The sequence below is a fragment of the Brevundimonas vitisensis genome (assembly GCF_016656965.1).
Classification (GTDB): domain Bacteria; phylum Pseudomonadota; class Alphaproteobacteria; order Caulobacterales; family Caulobacteraceae; genus Brevundimonas; species Brevundimonas vitisensis.
Window position 1 is genome coordinate 1145567 of the sequence record NZ_CP067977.1, and the last position, 17056, is coordinate 1162622.

General features: G+C 66.7%; 18 protein-coding genes. 7 read left to right on the top strand and 11 right to left on the bottom strand.

Annotation, left to right across the window (positions count from 1 at the left end):
* The first annotated feature begins 77 nt into the window (after window positions 1-77).
* Window positions 78-2537, top strand: a complete 2460-nt coding sequence (locus JIP62_RS05685; protein WP_201103932.1) for a hypothetical protein — start codon at window positions 78-80, stop codon at window positions 2535-2537.
* Here the strand turns inward: JIP62_RS05685 and flhB are convergent.
* The 3 genes from flhB to fliQ are packed head-to-tail and all read right to left on the bottom strand — an operon-like array spanning window position 2534 to window position 4637.
* Window positions 2534-3610 (bottom strand): flagellar biosynthesis protein FlhB, encoded by a 1077-nt coding sequence (flhB, locus tag JIP62_RS05690; RefSeq protein ID WP_201103933.1) that lies wholly within the window; start codon window positions 3608-3610, stop codon window positions 2534-2536. The genes JIP62_RS05685 and flhB overlap by 4 nt on opposite strands.
* Window positions 3603-4373 (bottom strand): flagellar biosynthetic protein FliR, encoded by a 771-nt coding sequence (gene fliR, locus JIP62_RS05695; protein WP_201103934.1) that lies wholly within the window; start codon window positions 4371-4373, stop codon window positions 3603-3605. The genes flhB and fliR overlap by 8 nt, the downstream gene beginning before the upstream one ends.
* On the bottom strand, window positions 4374-4637 hold the full coding sequence (gene fliQ / locus JIP62_RS05700; RefSeq protein WP_201103935.1) for a flagellar biosynthesis protein FliQ: 264 nt from the start codon (window positions 4635-4637) through the stop codon (window positions 4374-4376).
* A gap of 367 nt (window positions 4638-5004) precedes the next feature.
* Between fliQ and JIP62_RS05705 the strand changes: the two genes are divergently transcribed.
* Window positions 5005-6156: an acyltransferase family protein gene (locus tag JIP62_RS05705; RefSeq protein ID WP_201103936.1), complete on the top strand. Its 1152-nt coding sequence runs from the start codon at window positions 5005-5007 to the stop codon at window positions 6154-6156.
* Window positions 6157-6160: 4 nt separating this feature from the next.
* On the opposite strand, the gene JIP62_RS05710 is transcribed toward JIP62_RS05705, so the two are convergent.
* From JIP62_RS05710 to flgB, 5 genes are all read right to left on the bottom strand, one after another.
* Entirely contained in the window at window positions 6161-6550 is a 390-nt protein-coding gene (locus JIP62_RS05710) for a VOC family protein (protein ID WP_201103937.1), read from the bottom strand.
* A 138-nt stretch (window positions 6551-6688) separates the two neighbouring features.
* Entirely contained in the window at window positions 6689-8008 is a 1320-nt protein-coding gene (locus tag JIP62_RS05715; protein ID WP_201103938.1) for an amidohydrolase family protein, read from the bottom strand.
* A gap of 103 nt (window positions 8009-8111) precedes the next feature.
* The gene (locus JIP62_RS05720) at window positions 8112-8417 is read right to left on the bottom strand and encodes a flagellar hook-basal body complex protein FliE (protein WP_201103939.1); all 306 of its coding nucleotides are present in this window, start codon (window positions 8415-8417) and stop codon (window positions 8112-8114) included.
* 11 nt (window positions 8418-8428) lie between these two features.
* Window positions 8429-8815, bottom strand: coding sequence for a flagellar basal body rod protein FlgC (gene flgC, locus JIP62_RS05725; protein ID WP_201104596.1), 387 nt, complete (start codon window positions 8813-8815; stop codon window positions 8429-8431).
* A gap of 52 nt (window positions 8816-8867) precedes the next feature.
* A complete protein-coding gene (gene flgB / locus JIP62_RS05730; RefSeq protein WP_201103940.1) occupies window positions 8868-9272 on the bottom strand; it encodes a flagellar basal body rod protein FlgB in 405 nt (134 codons plus the stop codon).
* Window positions 9273-9399: 127 nt separating this feature from the next.
* Here flgB and JIP62_RS05735 point away from each other — a divergent pair, with 127 nt between their 5' ends.
* From JIP62_RS05735 to JIP62_RS05745, 3 genes are all read left to right on the top strand, one after another.
* Complete coding sequence (locus JIP62_RS05735) at window positions 9400-9672, top strand: FliO/MopB family protein (protein ID WP_201103941.1); 273 nt, start codon at window positions 9400-9402, stop codon at window positions 9670-9672.
* Entirely contained in the window at window positions 9669-10484 is an 816-nt protein-coding gene (gene fliP, locus JIP62_RS05740) for a flagellar type III secretion system pore protein FliP (protein ID WP_201103942.1), read from the top strand. Before JIP62_RS05735 ends, fliP begins: the two co-directional genes overlap by 4 nt.
* A gap of 117 nt (window positions 10485-10601) precedes the next feature.
* Window positions 10602-10880, top strand: a complete 279-nt coding sequence (locus JIP62_RS05745; RefSeq protein ID WP_201103943.1) for an HU family DNA-binding protein — start codon at window positions 10602-10604, stop codon at window positions 10878-10880.
* Here JIP62_RS05745 and JIP62_RS05750 read toward each other — a convergent pair.
* The 3 genes from JIP62_RS05750 to JIP62_RS05760 all read right to left on the bottom strand — a co-directional run bounded on the left by JIP62_RS05750 (window position 10877) and on the right by JIP62_RS05760 (window position 14146).
* A complete protein-coding gene (locus JIP62_RS05750; protein ID WP_201103944.1) occupies window positions 10877-11383 on the bottom strand; it encodes an endonuclease domain-containing protein in 507 nt (168 codons plus the stop codon). The genes JIP62_RS05745 and JIP62_RS05750 overlap by 4 nt on opposite strands.
* Window positions 11384-11548: 165 nt before the next feature.
* Window positions 11549-13642, bottom strand: coding sequence for a malate synthase G (locus JIP62_RS05755; protein WP_201104597.1), 2094 nt, complete (start codon window positions 13640-13642; stop codon window positions 11549-11551).
* A 96-nt stretch (window positions 13643-13738) separates the two neighbouring features.
* Complete coding sequence (locus JIP62_RS05760) at window positions 13739-14146, bottom strand: winged helix-turn-helix transcriptional regulator (protein ID WP_201103945.1); 408 nt, start codon at window positions 14144-14146, stop codon at window positions 13739-13741.
* A gap of 118 nt (window positions 14147-14264) precedes the next feature.
* Between JIP62_RS05760 and JIP62_RS05765 the strand changes: the two genes are divergently transcribed.
* Both JIP62_RS05765 and JIP62_RS05770 read left to right on the top strand, forming a co-directional pair.
* Window positions 14265-15017, top strand: coding sequence for an SDR family oxidoreductase (locus tag JIP62_RS05765; protein WP_201103946.1), 753 nt, complete (start codon window positions 14265-14267; stop codon window positions 15015-15017).
* 555 nt (window positions 15018-15572) lie between these two features.
* Window positions 15573-17039, top strand: a complete 1467-nt coding sequence (locus JIP62_RS05770) for a DEAD/DEAH box helicase (protein WP_230974905.1) — start codon at window positions 15573-15575, stop codon at window positions 17037-17039.
* Window positions 17040-17056 lie beyond the last annotated feature (17 nt).

The window sequence follows — 17056 nt, forward strand, 5'->3', positions numbered from 1 at the left end:
AGGTGCCCGGCACGACGAACCTCGACAGGCCAAGCGGCTGACGGCAGGCTCTGCCCCGTGCAAGCCGGGGATGTTCGATGACCATCAGCAAGACCGAAGCCTTGATTGCCGCCCGCATCGCCCTGGGCGAAGTCGCGGCGCTGGGTGGCGGGGACGCCGGCCCGACCGTCGATGCCGGTTTTCTGCGCCGACTGCTGCTGGGCCTTCCCTTCCCGGCCGCCGACCATGAGGCGGTCGCCGACCAGCATCCTGGCTATCCGATCCCCGCCGGAGAGGCACCCGTTCCGATCGCCGCGCCCGGCCTGCGGATATCCGGTGCCATCATTCGCGGCGTCCTGGACCTGTCGGACTGCATCGGACACGGCGGTCAGGGCCTGCCGGCCCTGGCGCTGGAGCATTGCCGGCTGGAAGGCGACGGCGGCGTCGATCCGGATGCTGTCGATGTGCGATTAAGCCTGGATGTGTCCCACGCCCGGCTGGCGCGATTGTCGCTGCGTGGCTCCCAGGCCGGATACATCCGTGGCCGCGAAGTCTCGATCGACGGCCCCCTGGACCTGGGCGGACTTGCTCCCCTGAACGAAGCGGCTCCGACATCACCCACCGATGATGATCTGTCGACTGTCCGGGCATGGTTCGATCGGGTGGCAGAGGCCGCCAGAGCCGAGCCCGCTTCCGTGCGCGAAGGCAAGGGCGCGCTCTTCCACGACACCGAACCCCTGCCCGGCCTGATCAGCCTCGCCGCCTGGCCTTCGGCGTCGGGCGATCACTGTTGGCTGGAGCTGACCGGGGCGCGCATTGCCGGCCGGATTACGCTGGATGACGCCAGGTTGAGGGCTCCGGCCCCGCGCGATCCAGCGATGGTGGCCAGGGTCGGCCCCCGGTTTGCCCTGGGCCTGATGGAGGCCGAGGTCGGTGGGGGATGCGTCGCCCTCGGACCCTGCTCGATCGCGGGCGGGATCGATCTGGTCTCGGCCCGCATCCAGGGAGAGCTGAACCTGCGCGGCAGTCGGGTGAGCGAGGGCGAAGGCCCGGCCCTGTCGGCACGCAATGCCTCGATCGTCGGCGGAATCATCCTGGACCGGGCGCTTCTGACGGGGTCGACCGACCTGAACGATGCCCGCCTGGGGGCCAACCTTGACCTGCGCGGCACAGGGCTGAACGGCCGGGGCAAGATCGCGGTCACGGCCCGGAACACCCGGATAGAGGGCGACATCGTCCTGACCGACGGTGCCTGCATCCTGGGCTCAATCAGTTTGCACGGGGCCAGCGCGAACTTCCTGCACCTGTCCAGGGCGCGCCTGGCCGGGGACACGACCCTGGTGGCGCGACACGCGCGGTTCGACCAGATCGAACTGCTGGGCGATTGCGTGCTGATCGGCGGGGCCAGCTTCGTCAATGCCGAGGTGCGCTCGGACATCATCGTCACCCATGCCATCGTTCTGGGGAACCGGGGCCAGGCCGCGCTCGATCTGGAAGGGGTCCGCATCGGCGCCAATCTGGGCCTCCACGATCAGGTCGTGCTGAACCGTGCGCTGAACCTGAAAAGCGTCGCCACGGGCGACCAGATGCTGCTTCAGGACGTGACCCTCATCGGCGGTGGCGTGATCGCAGCCAATGGCGTGAAGGTCGGCTCCAGCCTGCGCCTTCGCAAGCTGCACGGGGCGACCGCCTTGGACCTGTCGGATGCGTCATGCGCCATCCTGGACGACGACCCTTCCGCCTATGGCAGCGGACGGCTCGGTCTCAACGGGCTGACCTATCAGCGTCTGGCACGGGCCAGTTTCACCGGTCGCTGCGTCGATGACCGCGCGGCCTGGCTGAGCGGCTTCAGGCCCGAAACGGACCGCGAAACGGCGATCAGTCCGCAGCCCTACCATCACCTGGCACGCGTGCTTGCGGGACAGGGCCAAGTCGATGATGCGCGCGATATCCAGGTGCTGCTGGCCGATCGCCGCCGCGCGGCCGGCAAGCCCCTGATTTGGTCCGAAGGCTGGCTGACCGGCCTTGGCCGCTGGACCCTGCATCTATCGACGGGCCTGTTCGGCAAGCTGTTCGGATACGGGCTGAAGCCGACCCGCGCGGTGACGACCCTGGCCGTGGCCCTCGTGGCGGGCTGGGCCTTCTTCGGCTGGGCGAACTGGCGCGGGGCCATGGTGATCGACCAGCAGGCCGTCGCCTCCATCGCCCAGGCCGGGCGCGTCGGTGCCCCGGCGCCTACCGACGACGAAATGGTCCAGAACATCCCCTGTGGCGATGCCGTCAGGCCCTCACTCTATGCGCTGGACGTCTTCATTCCCCTGGTCGACCTGTTGCAGGAGACCGAGTGCGAGATCGGCGAGGCCGAGGGGACGGCGCGGGCCATGCCGCTGTTCCAGGGGATCACGATCGGGTCGGGCGAGGCCGCTCGCACCCTGTTCGGCGAGATCGAGGTCTATCGCTTTGCCAAGGCCTTCTATGCCCTGGCCGGGTGGCTGATCCTGTCGCTGTCGATCCTGACCTTCTCCGGCGTCATGCAGCGCTCCGGAGAGACCGGCTAGCGCCGTTTCCGCTTCTGCATGACGAAGCCGATCACCTTGGCGGCGGCGTCGAAATGTTCGCGCGGGATGGTCTCGTCGATGTCGACGGCGGCATAGAGGGCGCGGGCCAGGGGCACGTTCTCGACCACCGGCACGTCGTGCTCGCGCGCGACCTCGCGGATGCGCAGGGCCAGGGCGTCCACCCCCTTGGCCACGCAGACGGGGGCGGCGTCGCCCTGGTCCGGCTCATAGCGCAGGGCCACCGAATAGTGGGTCGGGTTGGTCACGATCACCGTGGCCGTGGGCACGTTCTGCATCATCCGCTGGCGGCTGCGCTGCATGCGGATCTGCTTCAGCTTGGCCTTGATGTGCGGGTCGCCCTCGGACTGTTTGTAGTCTTCCTTGACCTCTTCCTTGGTCATCTTCATCCGCTCGTTGAAGCGGTATTTCTGCCAGAGGAAATCGCCCGCCGCCGTCAGCCCCAGGAACACCAGGGCAGAGGCCATCAGGGCCACGACCAGATCCCGCGCGAACGGCAGAATGGACGCCGGGCTCATGGCCGCCAGGTTCTCCAGCTCGCGCGCATGGGGGCTGAGCACGCCCCAGCAGATGGCGCAGACAGCGATCAGCTTCAGCAGAGTCTTCAGGAACTGGAACAGGCCGTCGGGTCCGAAGATGCGCTTGAACCCGGCGGCAGGGCTGATCTTTTCCCAGCTCGGCTTCATCTTCTCGCCCGAGAAGATCAGGCCCGACTGCGCCAGATGTCCGCCCGCCCCGCCGACGATCACCGCCGCCATCAGGGCGGCCATGAAGGGGGCGACGGCCCACAGGGCCTGGGCCCCGATCTCGACCCCCGCCCCCGCATCCAGTCCGCCCAGCATGGCGTGGGGCGAGGCGATGAAGGGCAGAAGGGCCTCGGCCATCGACCCGGCGAACCAGCCGCCCATCATCAGGAGCACCGCCGCAGCCCCCATCAGCGACAGGGCAGAGCCGACGTCTGCCGACTTGGCGACGTCGCCTTTCTTTCGCGCCTCCTCGAGTTTTCGCGGGGTCGCCTCTTCTGTCTTGGAGTCGGGATCGGGCTTGTCAGCCACCCGCGCCTCCCACGAAGATCCGGGCCAGGGCGCGATAGCGGTCGATGAAGACCGTGCCCAGAACCCCCAGCGACAGAGCAAAAACCGACAGGCCCAGGATAACGCTGAGCGGGGCGGCGGCGAAGAAGACCTGGAACGACGGCATGACCCGCCCGACCAGTCCGGACGCCAGGTTGAAGATGATGGCGAACACGATGACCGGCGCCGACAGCTGAACCCCCAGCATAAAGCTGTCGCCCAGGGTGCGGATGGCCAGGCTGGCGAAGTCCGCGGTCACCAGCGGCCGGGCCGGGGCGATCAGGTCATAGGACCCCACCAGGCCGGCGATGAACAGGTGATGGGTGTCGGTGGCAAAGATCAGCGTCGTGCCCAGAAGCATCAGAAAGGCCGCGATGGTCGTGCCGGGCTGGGCCTGAAGCGGATTGGCCGTCTGGGCGAAGCTCAGCGTGGTCTGCAACGAGACGATCTCACCGGCCGTGGCCAGGGCCGTGGTGAAGGCGCGAAGCACCGCCCCGATGGCCAGGCCCACGATCACCTCGCGCAGCACCCATCCGACCATGCCGCCGACCGTGGCGGGCAAGGCCGGCAGCGCGCCCTGAACGACCGGCCACAGGGCCAGGGACACCACCAGTGCCAGCGAGAGGCGGATGCGCGGCGGCACATAGCTTTCGCCGACGCCGGGGATCAGCATCAGGATGGCCCCGATCCGGGCGAAGATCAGTCCCCCCGCCCAGACCTGTTCGGCGGTGGCGTAGCCGTCCACCTACATGCCCGCTATTCGGGCCGCGATCTCGCGCATGAAACCGCCCAGCAAGGCCCCCATCAGCGGCAGGAACAGCAGCAGGGACACGAAGATGGCGATGATCTTGGGCGCATAGACCAGGGTCTGTTCCTGAATCTGGGTCAGGGCCTGGAACAGGCCGATGCCGACACCGACCACCAGCCCGACCACCAGCACGGGCAGGCACAGCTGGATCGTCAGCCAGACGGCGTCGCGCCCCACATCCAGAACTTCCGCGCCGTTCATGAACACTCCTTTGGGCCTGCCGGCCCCCGATCGGGGTCGAGGGCCTGCTTGAGGCCGGACCGGAACGCCGAAACTGGGCAGAAAATGCCGGGAGCGTGGTTAACGAGGCGTTAGGACGCCAGGATTCAGCGTCTCCTCCCCATGCCGAGGCATGGGGAGGTGGCACGGTGCAGCTTCGCGCCGTGACGGAGGGGGAGAGACGGTGGCTGAGGCAAGAACTCTGACTTCGATTTTTTTCCGCCCGTGTCGCCCCCTCCGTCACGGCGGCCTGGGGCCGCCGCGCCACTTCCCCATCTGCGATGGGGAGGAGAAAAGCGCCCACACCGGCCCCTGACTTGCAGGAACAGGCGCAAAGGAGGCCAAAGCCATGGTCTGGAGCGCGATTTCGACCCGAAACGAGACATCCCCCATCGCCCGTGGCGGTTGGCTGGACGCCCTGCGTTTCATTGTGGCCGCGATGATCATCCTGCACCACTTCCAGGCGGCGGGCCCCGTGCCCCTGGCCGAGGCGTGGCATCCGGTGTTCGAGCGGGGCGGCTTCCTGCTGACCAACTTCTTCATCATCGACAGCGGCTATGTGCTGATGCGGGTCTATGCGGCCTCCTTGCAGAGGGGGACGATGTCGCCGGGCGACTTCGTGCTGAAGCGCGTACTGCGGGTCTATCCGGCCCATCTGATCATGGGTCTTTCGCTGGTGGCCCTGGTTCTGGTCAGCTCGGCCCTGGGGGTTGCGCCGCGCAATCCGGAATGGTTCGCCTGGGATCAGCTGCCCGCGCAGCTGGCGCTGGTGCAGTCGTTCGGCATCTATGGCGGACTGGGCTGGAATGCCCCCGCCTGGTCGATCTCGGCCCTGATCGGCTGCTATCTGGCCTTTCCGTGGATCCTGCGCGGCCTGGTCCGGGTCGGGCCCTGGACCGTGCTGGCCCTGGGGGTCGGCCTCTATCTGGTCGCCAATGAGCTGACCTGGGCCCTGCTGGACCTGCCCGTCTATCAGATGCCGATGAAATACGGCTTCATCCGCGCCCTGCCGCTGTTCTTCCTGGGCATGGCCCTGGCCGGGTTCGCCCAGAAAGTCTGGATCAATCCGAAGCTGGCCGGCTGGGCCTTCGTCGCCGCCACGATCGGCCTGGGCGTCGCCCAGTGGTTCGACAAGAATGCGCTGATCTCGCTGGCCTGTATCTCGGTCATCATCCTGGCGGCGGGGGCCATTCCGGTGCTGCGCCCGTCCAAGCTGGTCGAGAAGATCGCCCTGGTGTCCTTTTCGATGTTCATCACCAATGAGGTGGTCCGCATCGCCTGGTTCGGCGTGGCCAACGTCGCCATTGCCCGGCTGAATCTGAGCGAGCCGGTGCAATGGGCCCTGTGGGGCGCGGGCGTCGCGGCGGCCTTCGTCTTCGCCTTTGCCTTCCACTTCCTGATCGACAACCCGATCCAGAACCGCATCAAGGCCTGGATGAAGTCCCGCCGCAAAGGCCGCCCGGCCCCGGCCATCGGACCGGTGGTGTCGCTGGAGGGGTGAAGCGCTACAGGCCTTCGATCAGGTGAAGGAGATTCCCGTCCGGATCCTTGAACCAGGCCAGTTTCACTTCACCCGCCTCATGCACGCCGTCTTTCCATTCCATGTCGGGAAGGTCGTAACGCTCGAACACGACCCCTTTAGCGGTCAGTTCATCGACCACAGCGCGCAAGTCGCCGTCCATGGCGAAGGTCACGGCATTGGCCTGGTTGGTGCCTGCGAATTCCGACCGATAGACGGTCAGGATCGTCGCTCCGGTGCGAAAGACCAGAACACCTTCCATGCCCGCGCTGCCGCCGTCGGCCATTTCCAGTCCCAGCATGTCGCCGTAGAAGCGACGCGCGCGTTCGATATCGGTGACGGCGACGATGGCGGATGAGTTGCGATCTCTCAGCATGTGGTCCTCCGGCTTTCAGGCCAAAGGACGAAAGACGACGATCCGTTCCGACATGGCGGATCAGATCGGCATCCCAATGACCTCCTGATAGGATCACCTGGTCGCGCTCGGCGATCGGAATGTCCCTAAGCCAAGAAATCAACCGCTACAGCGACCTTCATCGGACACCTCGACCCGGCCGCCCTTCATAACGAAGTGGGCGTCCCTCAAAGGGGCCAGGCTCAGGGTTGGATCACCTTCGACGGCTATCAGGTCAGCCCAGGCCCGCGAGCGCACCACGCCCAGGCCATCATCGCCCAGCATTCTACCGGCTTCCCAGGTGGCGGTCTGCAGCGCTTGCGCCGGGGTGAGCCCCGCCTCGACATAGCCGTCCAGCGTAGCTCGCGAGCCTGCCCCCCGACCGGGTCCATAGGGCATGTAGAGGTCGGAGCCCAAAGCGATGGGCACCCCCGCCCGATGCGCGCGCATCAGCCGGTCACGACCGACCTGAAGATGGCGCTCGATCTCTTCCGGTGGCGGACGTTGTGGCCATGTGCTGGTGAACTCGATCGCCATGTCCAGGGAAGGGTCGGTCGGCACCAGCCAGACGCCCTTTTCGGCCATCAACTGCAAAGTGTCGTCCGAGATATCATAGGCGTGCTCGATCGAAGTCACGCCCGCCTCGACCGCCTCGCGAATGGCGGCGTCCGAGGTCGCATGGGCGGCGACGGGAATGCCATGACGCCTTGCCTCCGACACGATCGCCTCCAACTCTGCCACCGACAGCCGAGTACGTTGCGGGGTGGCTTCGGGATAGACCTTGATGACTCTCGCCCCCGCCGCGACGGCTTCACGCACGGCCACCCGCGCATCATCCACGCCGCTGATGATCCGGTATTCACCGGCGACCAGATGATGGGGATCGGCGGGAAGGGGCTCTAGCTGTCCGCCTTGGGGGGCCAAGCCTGGGCCCGAGCCATAGACACGCGGTCCACGAATGACGCCCTCGCCAATGGCAGCGGCCAGCTGCAGGTCCAGAAAGCGCCCCGAGTTGCCGAGGTCGCGCACGGTGGTGAAACCGGCTTCCAGATAGTCCACCGCTCGGCTCGACGCCGAAAGGGCGCGGCGCACGTCGCCCACTACGCCATGGTCACGTGCCGCCACGTCCGACAGCCCCTCGCCCTGGGCCTGCTCGACCAGAACATGCGTATGCCCGTCGATAAGCCCCGGCAGAACCGAGCAGCGCGACAAATTCAGGATTTCCGCCCCGTCCGGCACACTCAGGCCCTGGCCCACTTCGGCGATCCTTCCACCTCGGATCAGAATGTCGCGCGGCCCCACCATTCGGCCTGTCTGCGAGTCGAACAGATTGCCAGCCCGCACCAGGACGACGGATTGCGGAGATCTGTCTTGAGCCTGAGCGGCAACAGGCACACCCACGGCCAGAAGGGCGGCGGCGCAGACAACTGCGGATTTCATGAGGGACTCCCGAACGTCCGCGGCCCGATGCCGCGCAGTCAAGAGGATGCGGATTAGACCGATAGATGCGTCCCGGGTCGTTAAATTCTGTCCATGCGAGGCCTTAGATCGGCATCCGCATGATCTCCTGATAGGCCTGGATCACCTGGTCGCGCACGGCGATCACGGTTTCCAGCGAGGCCTCGGCGGAGCTGACGGCGGTGACCACGTCGATCAGGCTGCCCTGGCCCTGGACGGCCATGTTCATCTGGGTTTCAGCCGCGCGGGTCTGCTGGGTCGTGTCGTTCATGACCGACTGCAGCAGCTCGCCGAAGCCCGGCCCCTGAGCGCCGCCCACGCCGCCGGTCGGCCCGGCCGCGCCTGCACCCTGTATCGCCTGATAGGCCTTGACCGCCGCCATCGGATTCATGGTTCAGACCCTCAGCGTTTCAGGATGTCGAGGGTGCGCTGCTCCATCGCGCGCGCCGTCTCGATCACGTTCAGGTTCGCCTCATAGGCCCGCTGCGCCTCGCGCATGTCCATGGCCTCGATCAGGGTGTCGACATTGGGCCGCATCACATAGCCCTCGGCATTGGCCGCCGGATGCGAAGGGTCGTACTCCATGCGGAAATCCTTCTGGTCCGGGCGGACCTCGGCCAGCACCACCCCGGTCGCGCCGTCGACATTGGCCGACTGGAACACCGGCACCTGCCGACGATAGGGGGTACCGCCCGCCGTCTGGGCGGTGGATTCGGCATTGGCGATGTTCTCGGCGATCACGCGCATGCGCGACTGCTGCGCCTTCAGGCCCGAGGCCGCGACGGCCATGGCGCTGTTTCGGGGGGTGACGGGATCGCTCATCGGGTCAGCCTTCTATCGATCATCGGCCGGGGGGCTTGGCGGCCATCCGCAGCATGGCCAGCGACTTCTGATACAGGCCGATCGCGGCGTCATAGGCCATGCGGCTCTCGGCCATCTTCAGCATCTGTTCCTCGACCACCACGGCATTGCCATCCAGGGTCGTCTCGGAATCGGGCGAGGCTTCGGACGTATAGCGGGTCGCCGCCGGGCCCGCCGACGACAGGTGGCGGGCAGAAGTCCGCGCCATGGTCAGCCCGCCGGCGTTCAGCGTCGAGGCGAAATCGCCGGGGGCTTTCAGGTCGCGGGCGACATAGCCGGGTGTGTCCGCATTGGCCACGTTCTGGGCGATCACCCGCTGGCGCTCGTCCAGCCAGGTCAGGCGGCCGGTGATGGATTTCAGCAGAGGCAGGTCGGCGACGCCCATGTCGGGGTCCTTCCCTAGGATGGCGGTAGGCTGAATTTGCCGCCTGCATGGTTAACAGCCGGTTATTTCAACGACCCGTTAACCACGATGGTTAAGGCTCCGCGCTCGAAGCCTCCGGAATGCCCCCATGAATCTGCTCGATCTCGCCCGCGCGATCTTCGCCCTGGCCTTTACGCTGGGCATCATCGGCCTGGCCGCCTGGGCCGCGCGCCGCTATGCGCCCCAGCTGCTGGCCAAGCTCAGCGCCGAGCGCGGCGAACGTCGCCTGACCGTGGTCGAGACCCTGGTCCTGGATCCGGCGCGCCGCCTGGTCCTGGTGCGTGTCGACGATGAGGAGCGGCTGATCCTGCTGGGCGAAGGCCGCGAGCTGATTGAACCGCGCGGGCCCGCCAAGTCATGACGATCTTCGCCCTGCCCAGCCGCGCGGAACTGATCCGCGCGCTCAAGCTCTCGGCCCTGACCACCCTGCTTTGCCTGATCTGGCCGGTGGCGGCCCTCGCCCAGGATGCCGCCCAGGCCGCCCAGCAGGGCGCCGCCATCAATGTCGATCTGGGCGACGGGGCGGGCCTGACCCAGCGGGTGGTGCAGCTGGTCGGGCTGATGACCGTGCTGTCCCTGGCCCCGTCCATCGTCATCATGACCACAAGTTTCGTGCGGATCGTGGTGGTGCTCAGCCTGCTGCGGACGGCCCTGGGCATGCAGCAGTCGCCGCCGAATGCGGTTCTGGTGTCCCTGGCCCTGTTCCTGTCGGCCATCGTCATGGCTCCGACCTGGCAGGACGCCTATGATTCGGGCATCCGGCCGCTGATGGATCAGCAGATGGAACTGCCCCAGGCGTTCGATGCCGCGGCCGATCCGGTGAAAACCTTCATGCTGGCCCAGGTGGACCCCGGCGACCTGGCCCTGTTCACCCGACTGTCCGAGATCGAGGCCCCGACGGCGGCGGCCGACCTGCCCCTGCGGGTCATCACCCCGGCCTTCATGATCAGCGAGCTGAAGACCGCTTTTGAGATCGGATTTCTTCTTTTTGTTCCGTTCCTTGTGATCGATCTGGTGGTCGCCAGCGTGCTGATGTCCATGGGCATGATGATGCTGCCGCCGGTGGTCATTTCCCTGCCGTTCAAGCTGATCTTCTTCGTGCTGGTCGACGGGTGGAGACTGGTGGCTGGCAGCCTTGTCGAAAGCTTTCAGAGGGCATCCGGCGGGGGATAAATCCCCGCCCTCACTGCGATTCAGCATGGGTGACGCTTGCCAAGCCCCCCGAAAAGCGTGTTGATCCCCCGGTCTTCGCCCTGAATCGGGCGAGTTACCATCGGGAAACGACCCATAATGACCACTCAAGCTGAACTCATCGCCGCTGTCGCCAAGGACGCCGGTGTTTCGCAGGCCGACGCCGGCAAGGTGCTGACCGCGATCGTCGAAAACATCCACGCCAGCCTGAAGTCGGGCGGCGACGTGCGTATCTCGAACCTGGGCGTGTTCGACACGGCTGACCGCGCCGCTCGTGAAGGCCGCAACCCGGCCACCGGCGAGACCATCAAGATCGCCGCCTCCAAGGCTGTCCGCTTCCGGGTGTCCAAGCCCCTGAAGGACGCCGTGAACGGCTAAGGATCCCTCGCCGGTCCACTGGATCGCGAATGATCGAAAGAGGGGCGGGAATCGCGACGCGGTTCCCGCCCTTTTTCAATTCCCCTCCCCACACCGTGGGGAGCTGGCACGGCGGCCGCTCGGCCGCCGTGACGGAGGGGGCGATCCTGGCGAAGACGCTCCAGCGCCGTCCTGCCGATGAAGTCGAGGACATGGGGAAGTTCGTCCCGGACGTCTCGCGCCGCGATGCGCACCACGCGGATGTTACGTGTGGCCAACCAGACCGATCGCCGCCGGTCCAGTTCGGCCCGCTCCGGGTCTTGATGGCTGGCCCCGTCCACCTCGACCGCGAGCATCGCCTCGGCGCAGAAGAAGTCCAGAATGAAGGGGCCGATCGGGTGCTGTCGCCGAAAGCGAAGGCCTTCGAGCCCGCGCCCCCTCAGCGCCACCCACAGACGGGCCTCGGGTGGGGTCAGGGCCTTACGGAAGGTCTTTGCGCGTTCGTAGCTCTTGCCATCCGGCACCGGGTCACCCCCTCCGTCACGGCGCGAAGATGCGCCGCGCCACCTCCCCATGCCAAGTCATGGGGAGGAGAAATCAGGCTCACCTCTCCTCCCCACACTGTGGGGAGGTGGCGCGGCGGCCGCTCGGCCGCCGTGACGGAGGGGGCGACGCGGGCTGCGGAACGGTCAGCCCTTAACCTTCTGGCGGAAGGCATGCAGCAGCGGTTCGGTATAGCCGTTCGGTTGCTCCACCCCCTGGAACACCAGGGCGCGCGCGGCCTGGAAGGCCAGGCTGGCCTCGGGGTTGGGGGCCATGGGCCGATAGAGGGGGTCACCCGCGTTCTGGCCGTCCACCTTGGCCGCCATCCTCAGCAGGGCCGCGTCGACCTGTTCGGGGGTGCAGACCCCGTGCAGTAGCCAGTTGGCCATGTGCTGCGACGAAATCCGCAACGTGGCCCGGTCCTCCATCAGGCCGACGTCATGGATGTCCGGCACCTTGGAACAGCCGACGCCCTGATCGATCCAGCGCACGACATAGCCGAGGATGCCCTGGGCATTGTTGTCCAGCTCATCGGCCACATCCTGTTCGGACCAGTTGGCACCGGTTGCCAGCGGCGGGGTCAGCAGATCGGTCAGACCGGGCACGGGCTGTTTCGCCACCGTCTCGCGCACGGCGAAGACATCGACGGCGTGATAGTGCAGGGCATGCAGGGTCGCCGCCGTCGGCGACGGGGTCCAGGCGGTGTTGGCCCCTGTCTTCGGATGGGCCAGCTTCTGCTCCAGCATATCGGCCATGCGGTCCGGGGCCGCCCACATCCCCTTGCCGATCTGCGCCTTGCCGGACAGGCCGCAGGCCAAGCCGATGGCGACGTTCCGCGCCTCATAGGCGGCGATCCAGGCGCTGCCCTTGACCTCGGCCTTTCGGATCATCGGACCGGCCTGCATGGCCGTGTGAATCTCGTCGCCCGTCCGGTCCAGGAAGCCGGTGTTGATGAAGACGATCCGGTCGCGCACCGCATGGATACAGGCGGCCAGATTGGCGCTGGTCCGGCGCTCCTCGTCCATCACCCCGACCTTGATCGTGTGACGGGCCAGTCCCAGCAGGTCCTCGACCGCATCGAACAGGGCATTGGTCAGGGCCGCCTCGTCCGGCCCGTGCATCTTGGGTTTGACGATATAGATCGAGCCTGCCCGGCTGTTCCGGAACCGGCCGAGACCCTTGAGGTCGTGCAGGCCGATCAGGCTGGTGACGACGGCATCCAGGATTCCCTCGGGCGCTTCGCTGCCGTCAGCTAGCCGGATGGCCGGATTGGTCATCAGATGGCCGACGTTGCGCACGAACAGCAGCGACCGCCCCGGCAGGGTCACGGTCGATCCCTCCGGCGTGGTGAAGACGCGATCCTCTTCCAGCGTGCGGGTCTGGGTCTTGCCGCCCTTGGCAAAGGCTGCCGACAGGTCGCCCTTCATCAGGCCCAGCCAGTTGCGATAGGCCGCCACCTTGTCCTGGGCATCCACCGCCGCGACCGAGTCTTCCAGATCGACGATGGTCGTCAGGGCCGCTTCCAGCACGACATCGGCGATCCCTGCCGGATCGGTCGCTCCGATCGGGTGGCCGGTGTCGAACACGACCTCGATATGCAGGCCGTTGTGACGGAACAGGCGCGAGCGCTCACCCTGGCCGACATATTGTTCCGGGTGCCGCAGGGCGATGCCCTGGCTGACGTCCGACAGATCCGCCCAGGACCCGGCCGCCAGCGGCACCGCCTGATCCAGGAAGGCCTTGGCTCGCGCCACCACGCGCTGGCCCCGCGCCGCGTCATAGGGTCCGGCCGGCGGCAGATCGCCCAGGGCGTCGGTGCCATACAGGGCGTCATAAAGACTGCCCCAGCGCGCATTGGCGGCATTCAGCACGAACCGGGCATTCAGAACCGGCACGACCAGCTGCGGTCCGGCCAGGCGGGCGATCTCGTCATCAACGCCGTCTGTGCCGACCGAGAAGGGCGACGGCTCGGGCACCAGATAGCCGATCTCCGTCAGAAAGGCCTCGGTCGCCGCCGGGTCATGCGGCTGGCCTCGGCGCGCGCGGTACCAGGCGTCGATCCGGCCCTGAAGATCGTCACGCACCGCCAGAAGCCGGCGATTCTCTGGCACGAACCGGTCCAGGATCGCGGCGAACCCATCCCAGAAGGCCGCCGTCTCGATGCCCAGTCCCGGCAGGGCCTCATCCTCGATGAAGGCGGCCAGTTCCTGTTCGACCTGCAACCCGGCCCGCGTCGTCATCATGGCTCATCTCTCCCCAAGCCAGCCCAGAAGCCGACCCCAGGCCGACGCTGTAACATTCCGTGATGACCCGAGGGAAGTCGAGAGGGATTGCGCCTATGTCTGCTGTCTTTGGTCGAAGGCCAGCCGCGCGGCCTCGATCCGTTCCAGATGGGTTTCGGCCCAGGTCCAGACGCCGCAGAAGGCTTCGGCCAGCGTCAGGCCCATATCCGTCAGCTGATAGTCGACCCGGGGCGGGATCACCGGGTGCACGGTCCGGATCACCAGTCCATCGCGCTCCATCTGACGCAGGGTCTGGGTCAGCATCTTCTGACTGATCCCGCCGACTTCCTTGCCCAGGCGGGAAAACCTCAGCGGGCCATGCTCGGTCAGAGCCTCCAGGATCAGCATGGTCCATTTGTCGGCCACCCGGCCGATGACCTGATTGACCAAGGCCTCCACGCGCGGATCGGCTGGCAGGCCGGTGTCGGGATGCGCAATTCGTGCGGGCGAAACAGCCGTCATATCAATATCTCACCAAGCGGTAAGTATGGCAGTTTTCGGCGCCTACTTTCCATAAGAGAGTGGTTCTCATACTTGGCTCTCGGCGCCGATGCACGCGCCGCGAAACAAGGAGAGCCTCATGAACATCACCGGCAACACCGTATTGATCACCGGCGGCGGGACCGGCATCGGCCGGGCCCTGGCCGAGGCCCTGCATGATCGCGGCAATCAGGTCATCATCACCGGCCGCCGCGAAGGCCCTCTGCGCGAGGTCGCGGCCGCCCGCCCCGGCATGGCCTGGGCCACCCTGGATGTGGCAGACCCGCAGGCCATCAAGGATTTCGCCGCCCAGGTCGTTCGCGACCATCCCGGCCTGAACGTCGTCATCAACAATGCCGGCATCATGCTGGTTGAAGACCTGAAGGCCGAACCCTTCGACATGGATGTGGTCGATGCGACGATCACCACCAATCTCTTTGGTCCCATCCGGCTGACAGCGGCCCTGCTGCCCCATCTGCGTGCCCAGCCCAGTTCGACGGTCATGACCGTGACCTCGGGCCTGGCCTTCATCCCGCTGACGATCACGCCGACCTATAATGCGACCAAGGCGGCGATCCATTCCTGGACCGAGTCGCTGCGTCACCAGATGCAGGGCACCTCGGTCGAGGTGCTGGAACTGGCCCCGCCGGCGGTGGCCACCGACCTGATGCCGGGTCACGCGCAGAACCCCAACTCCATGCCCCTGGCCGACTATACCCAGGAGGTCATCGGCCTGATCGAGCGGGGCGATACCCCGCGCGGCGAGATCCTGGTCGAGCGGGTCAAGCCGCTGCGCTTTGCCGAGGTCCAGGGCTATCCGGCGATGTTCGAACGCCTGAACGGCACGCACTAGGTTCAATCGACATTCCATCCGTCATTCCGGGGCTTGGCGTAGCCAAGAACCCGAAACCCAGGGGTCGGTCACAGGCCCCGAAGATGCACGTGACGTTCGCTATGTCCTCCTGGGTTCCGGGTTCGCTCTACGAGCGCCCCTGAATGACGGGATTTGAGAAGAGGGAACGCCCAAGGCGCTGCATGTCGATTGAGGCTGGACGAGCGGCGGAATCCACACGGCGGCGGGCGAGCGCCTGCCGTCGTGCCCGTCCGCCTTGACTTTACCGCATTCGACGCCCATTTGCGCTGCGTCGCACAATTGCGATCCCCGGTGCGCTCCAGCGCGTGTGGGTCTTCCCCTCCCCAGGACGAAGACCTGACTGTAGCAGCGGCCGGCCCTCAAAATCATTACGCTGCCCGGACACGCGGGGTGGCGCCCGATCAAGCCCGCGACCGCCACTCTGGCGATCCGTCGGGATTGGCGGCGCGCGGCCCTTCTGGCGATGAGCCACGGCTGATGCGTGTCGCCGCACGCGAAAGAACACTCCGAGTGAGCAACAAGACATTCGAATCCATGGGCCTGAACAAGGCCCTGCTGCAGGCCCTCGCCACCGAGGGCTATACGACCCCCACCCCGATCCAGGCTCAGGCCATCCCCTCGGTCATGACCGGCAAGGACCTTCTGGGCATCGCCCAGACCGGCACCGGCAAGACGGCGGCCTTCGCCCTGCCGATCCTGCACCGCCTGGCCGAGAACCGCACGGTTCCGGCCCCGCGCACCACCCGCTGCCTGATCCTGTCGCCGACGCGCGAACTGGCCAGCCAGATCGCCGACAGCTTCAAGGCCTATGGCCGCCACCTGGGCTTCAAGGTCGCGGTGGTGTTCGGCGGCGTGAAATACGGCCCCCAGGAACGCGCCCTGCAAAACGGACTGGATGTGCTGGTCGCCACCCCCGGCCGCCTGCTGGACCATCTGCAGCAGAAGACGCTGGACCTGTCCTCGACCGAGATATTCGTGCTCGATGAGGCGGACCAGATGCTGGACCTGGGCTTCGTCAAGCCGATCCGCCAGATCGTCAGCCGCATCCCGGCCAAGCGCCAGAACCTGTTCTTCTCGGCCACCATGCCGACCGAGATCGGCAAGCTGGCGGGCGAACTGCTGAAGGAGCCGGTCAAGGTCCAGGTCACGCCGCAGTCGACCACGGTCGAACGCATCAAACAGTCGGTGATCTGGGTCGAACAGGGCCGCAAGCGCGCCCTGCTGACCGAACTCTTCAGCGACCCCACCTTCACCCGCTGCCTGGTGTTCACCAAGACCAAGCACGGCGCCGACAAGGTCGCGGCCTATCTGGAGGCTGGCGGCGTCGAGGCCGGGGCCATTCACGGCAACAAGAGCCAGTCCCAGCGCGAGCGCGCCCTGGAAGCCTTCAAGAAGGGCAAGCTGCGCGTTCTGGTCGCCACCGATATCGCGGCGCGCGGCATCGACGTGGACGGCGTCTCGCACGTCGTCAACTTCGAACTGCCCTTCGTGCCCGAGGCCTATGTCCACCGCATCGGCCGCACGGCGCGCGCGGGGGCTGACGGCTCGGCCATCAGCTTTGTCGCCGGCGACGAGATGAAGCTGCTGCGCGACATCGAAAAGGTCACCCGTCAGAAGATCCCGGCGATCGACCGCCGCAACGACAAGGCCCTTGGTCTGCTGGATCAGTCGATCATGGCCTCTGGCGTCGCGTCCAAGGCCACCCTGCCCGAGCGTGAGGGCCGGTCTGGAAAAGAGGGCGGACGCGGCGGACGCCGGAATCCGCATCGCGACGGCATCCGTCCCGAGGGCGGCGGCCAGCCGCATCGGCAGCGCAAGTCGGCACCGGGCCGTGAGGCGCGTCCGGCACCGGAGCGGACCTATGACCCCATGGCCGGCGAACGTCCTCGCGTGACCAACAACGACCCGCGCAAGGTCGAGGCCGCCAAGCCCGAGGGCCAGATCGCCCGCCGCCGCCGCCGTCCCTCGAACGGCGGCAAGGGCTTCGCCGCCAAGGCCTGAGGTCAGCGATTGCCGAA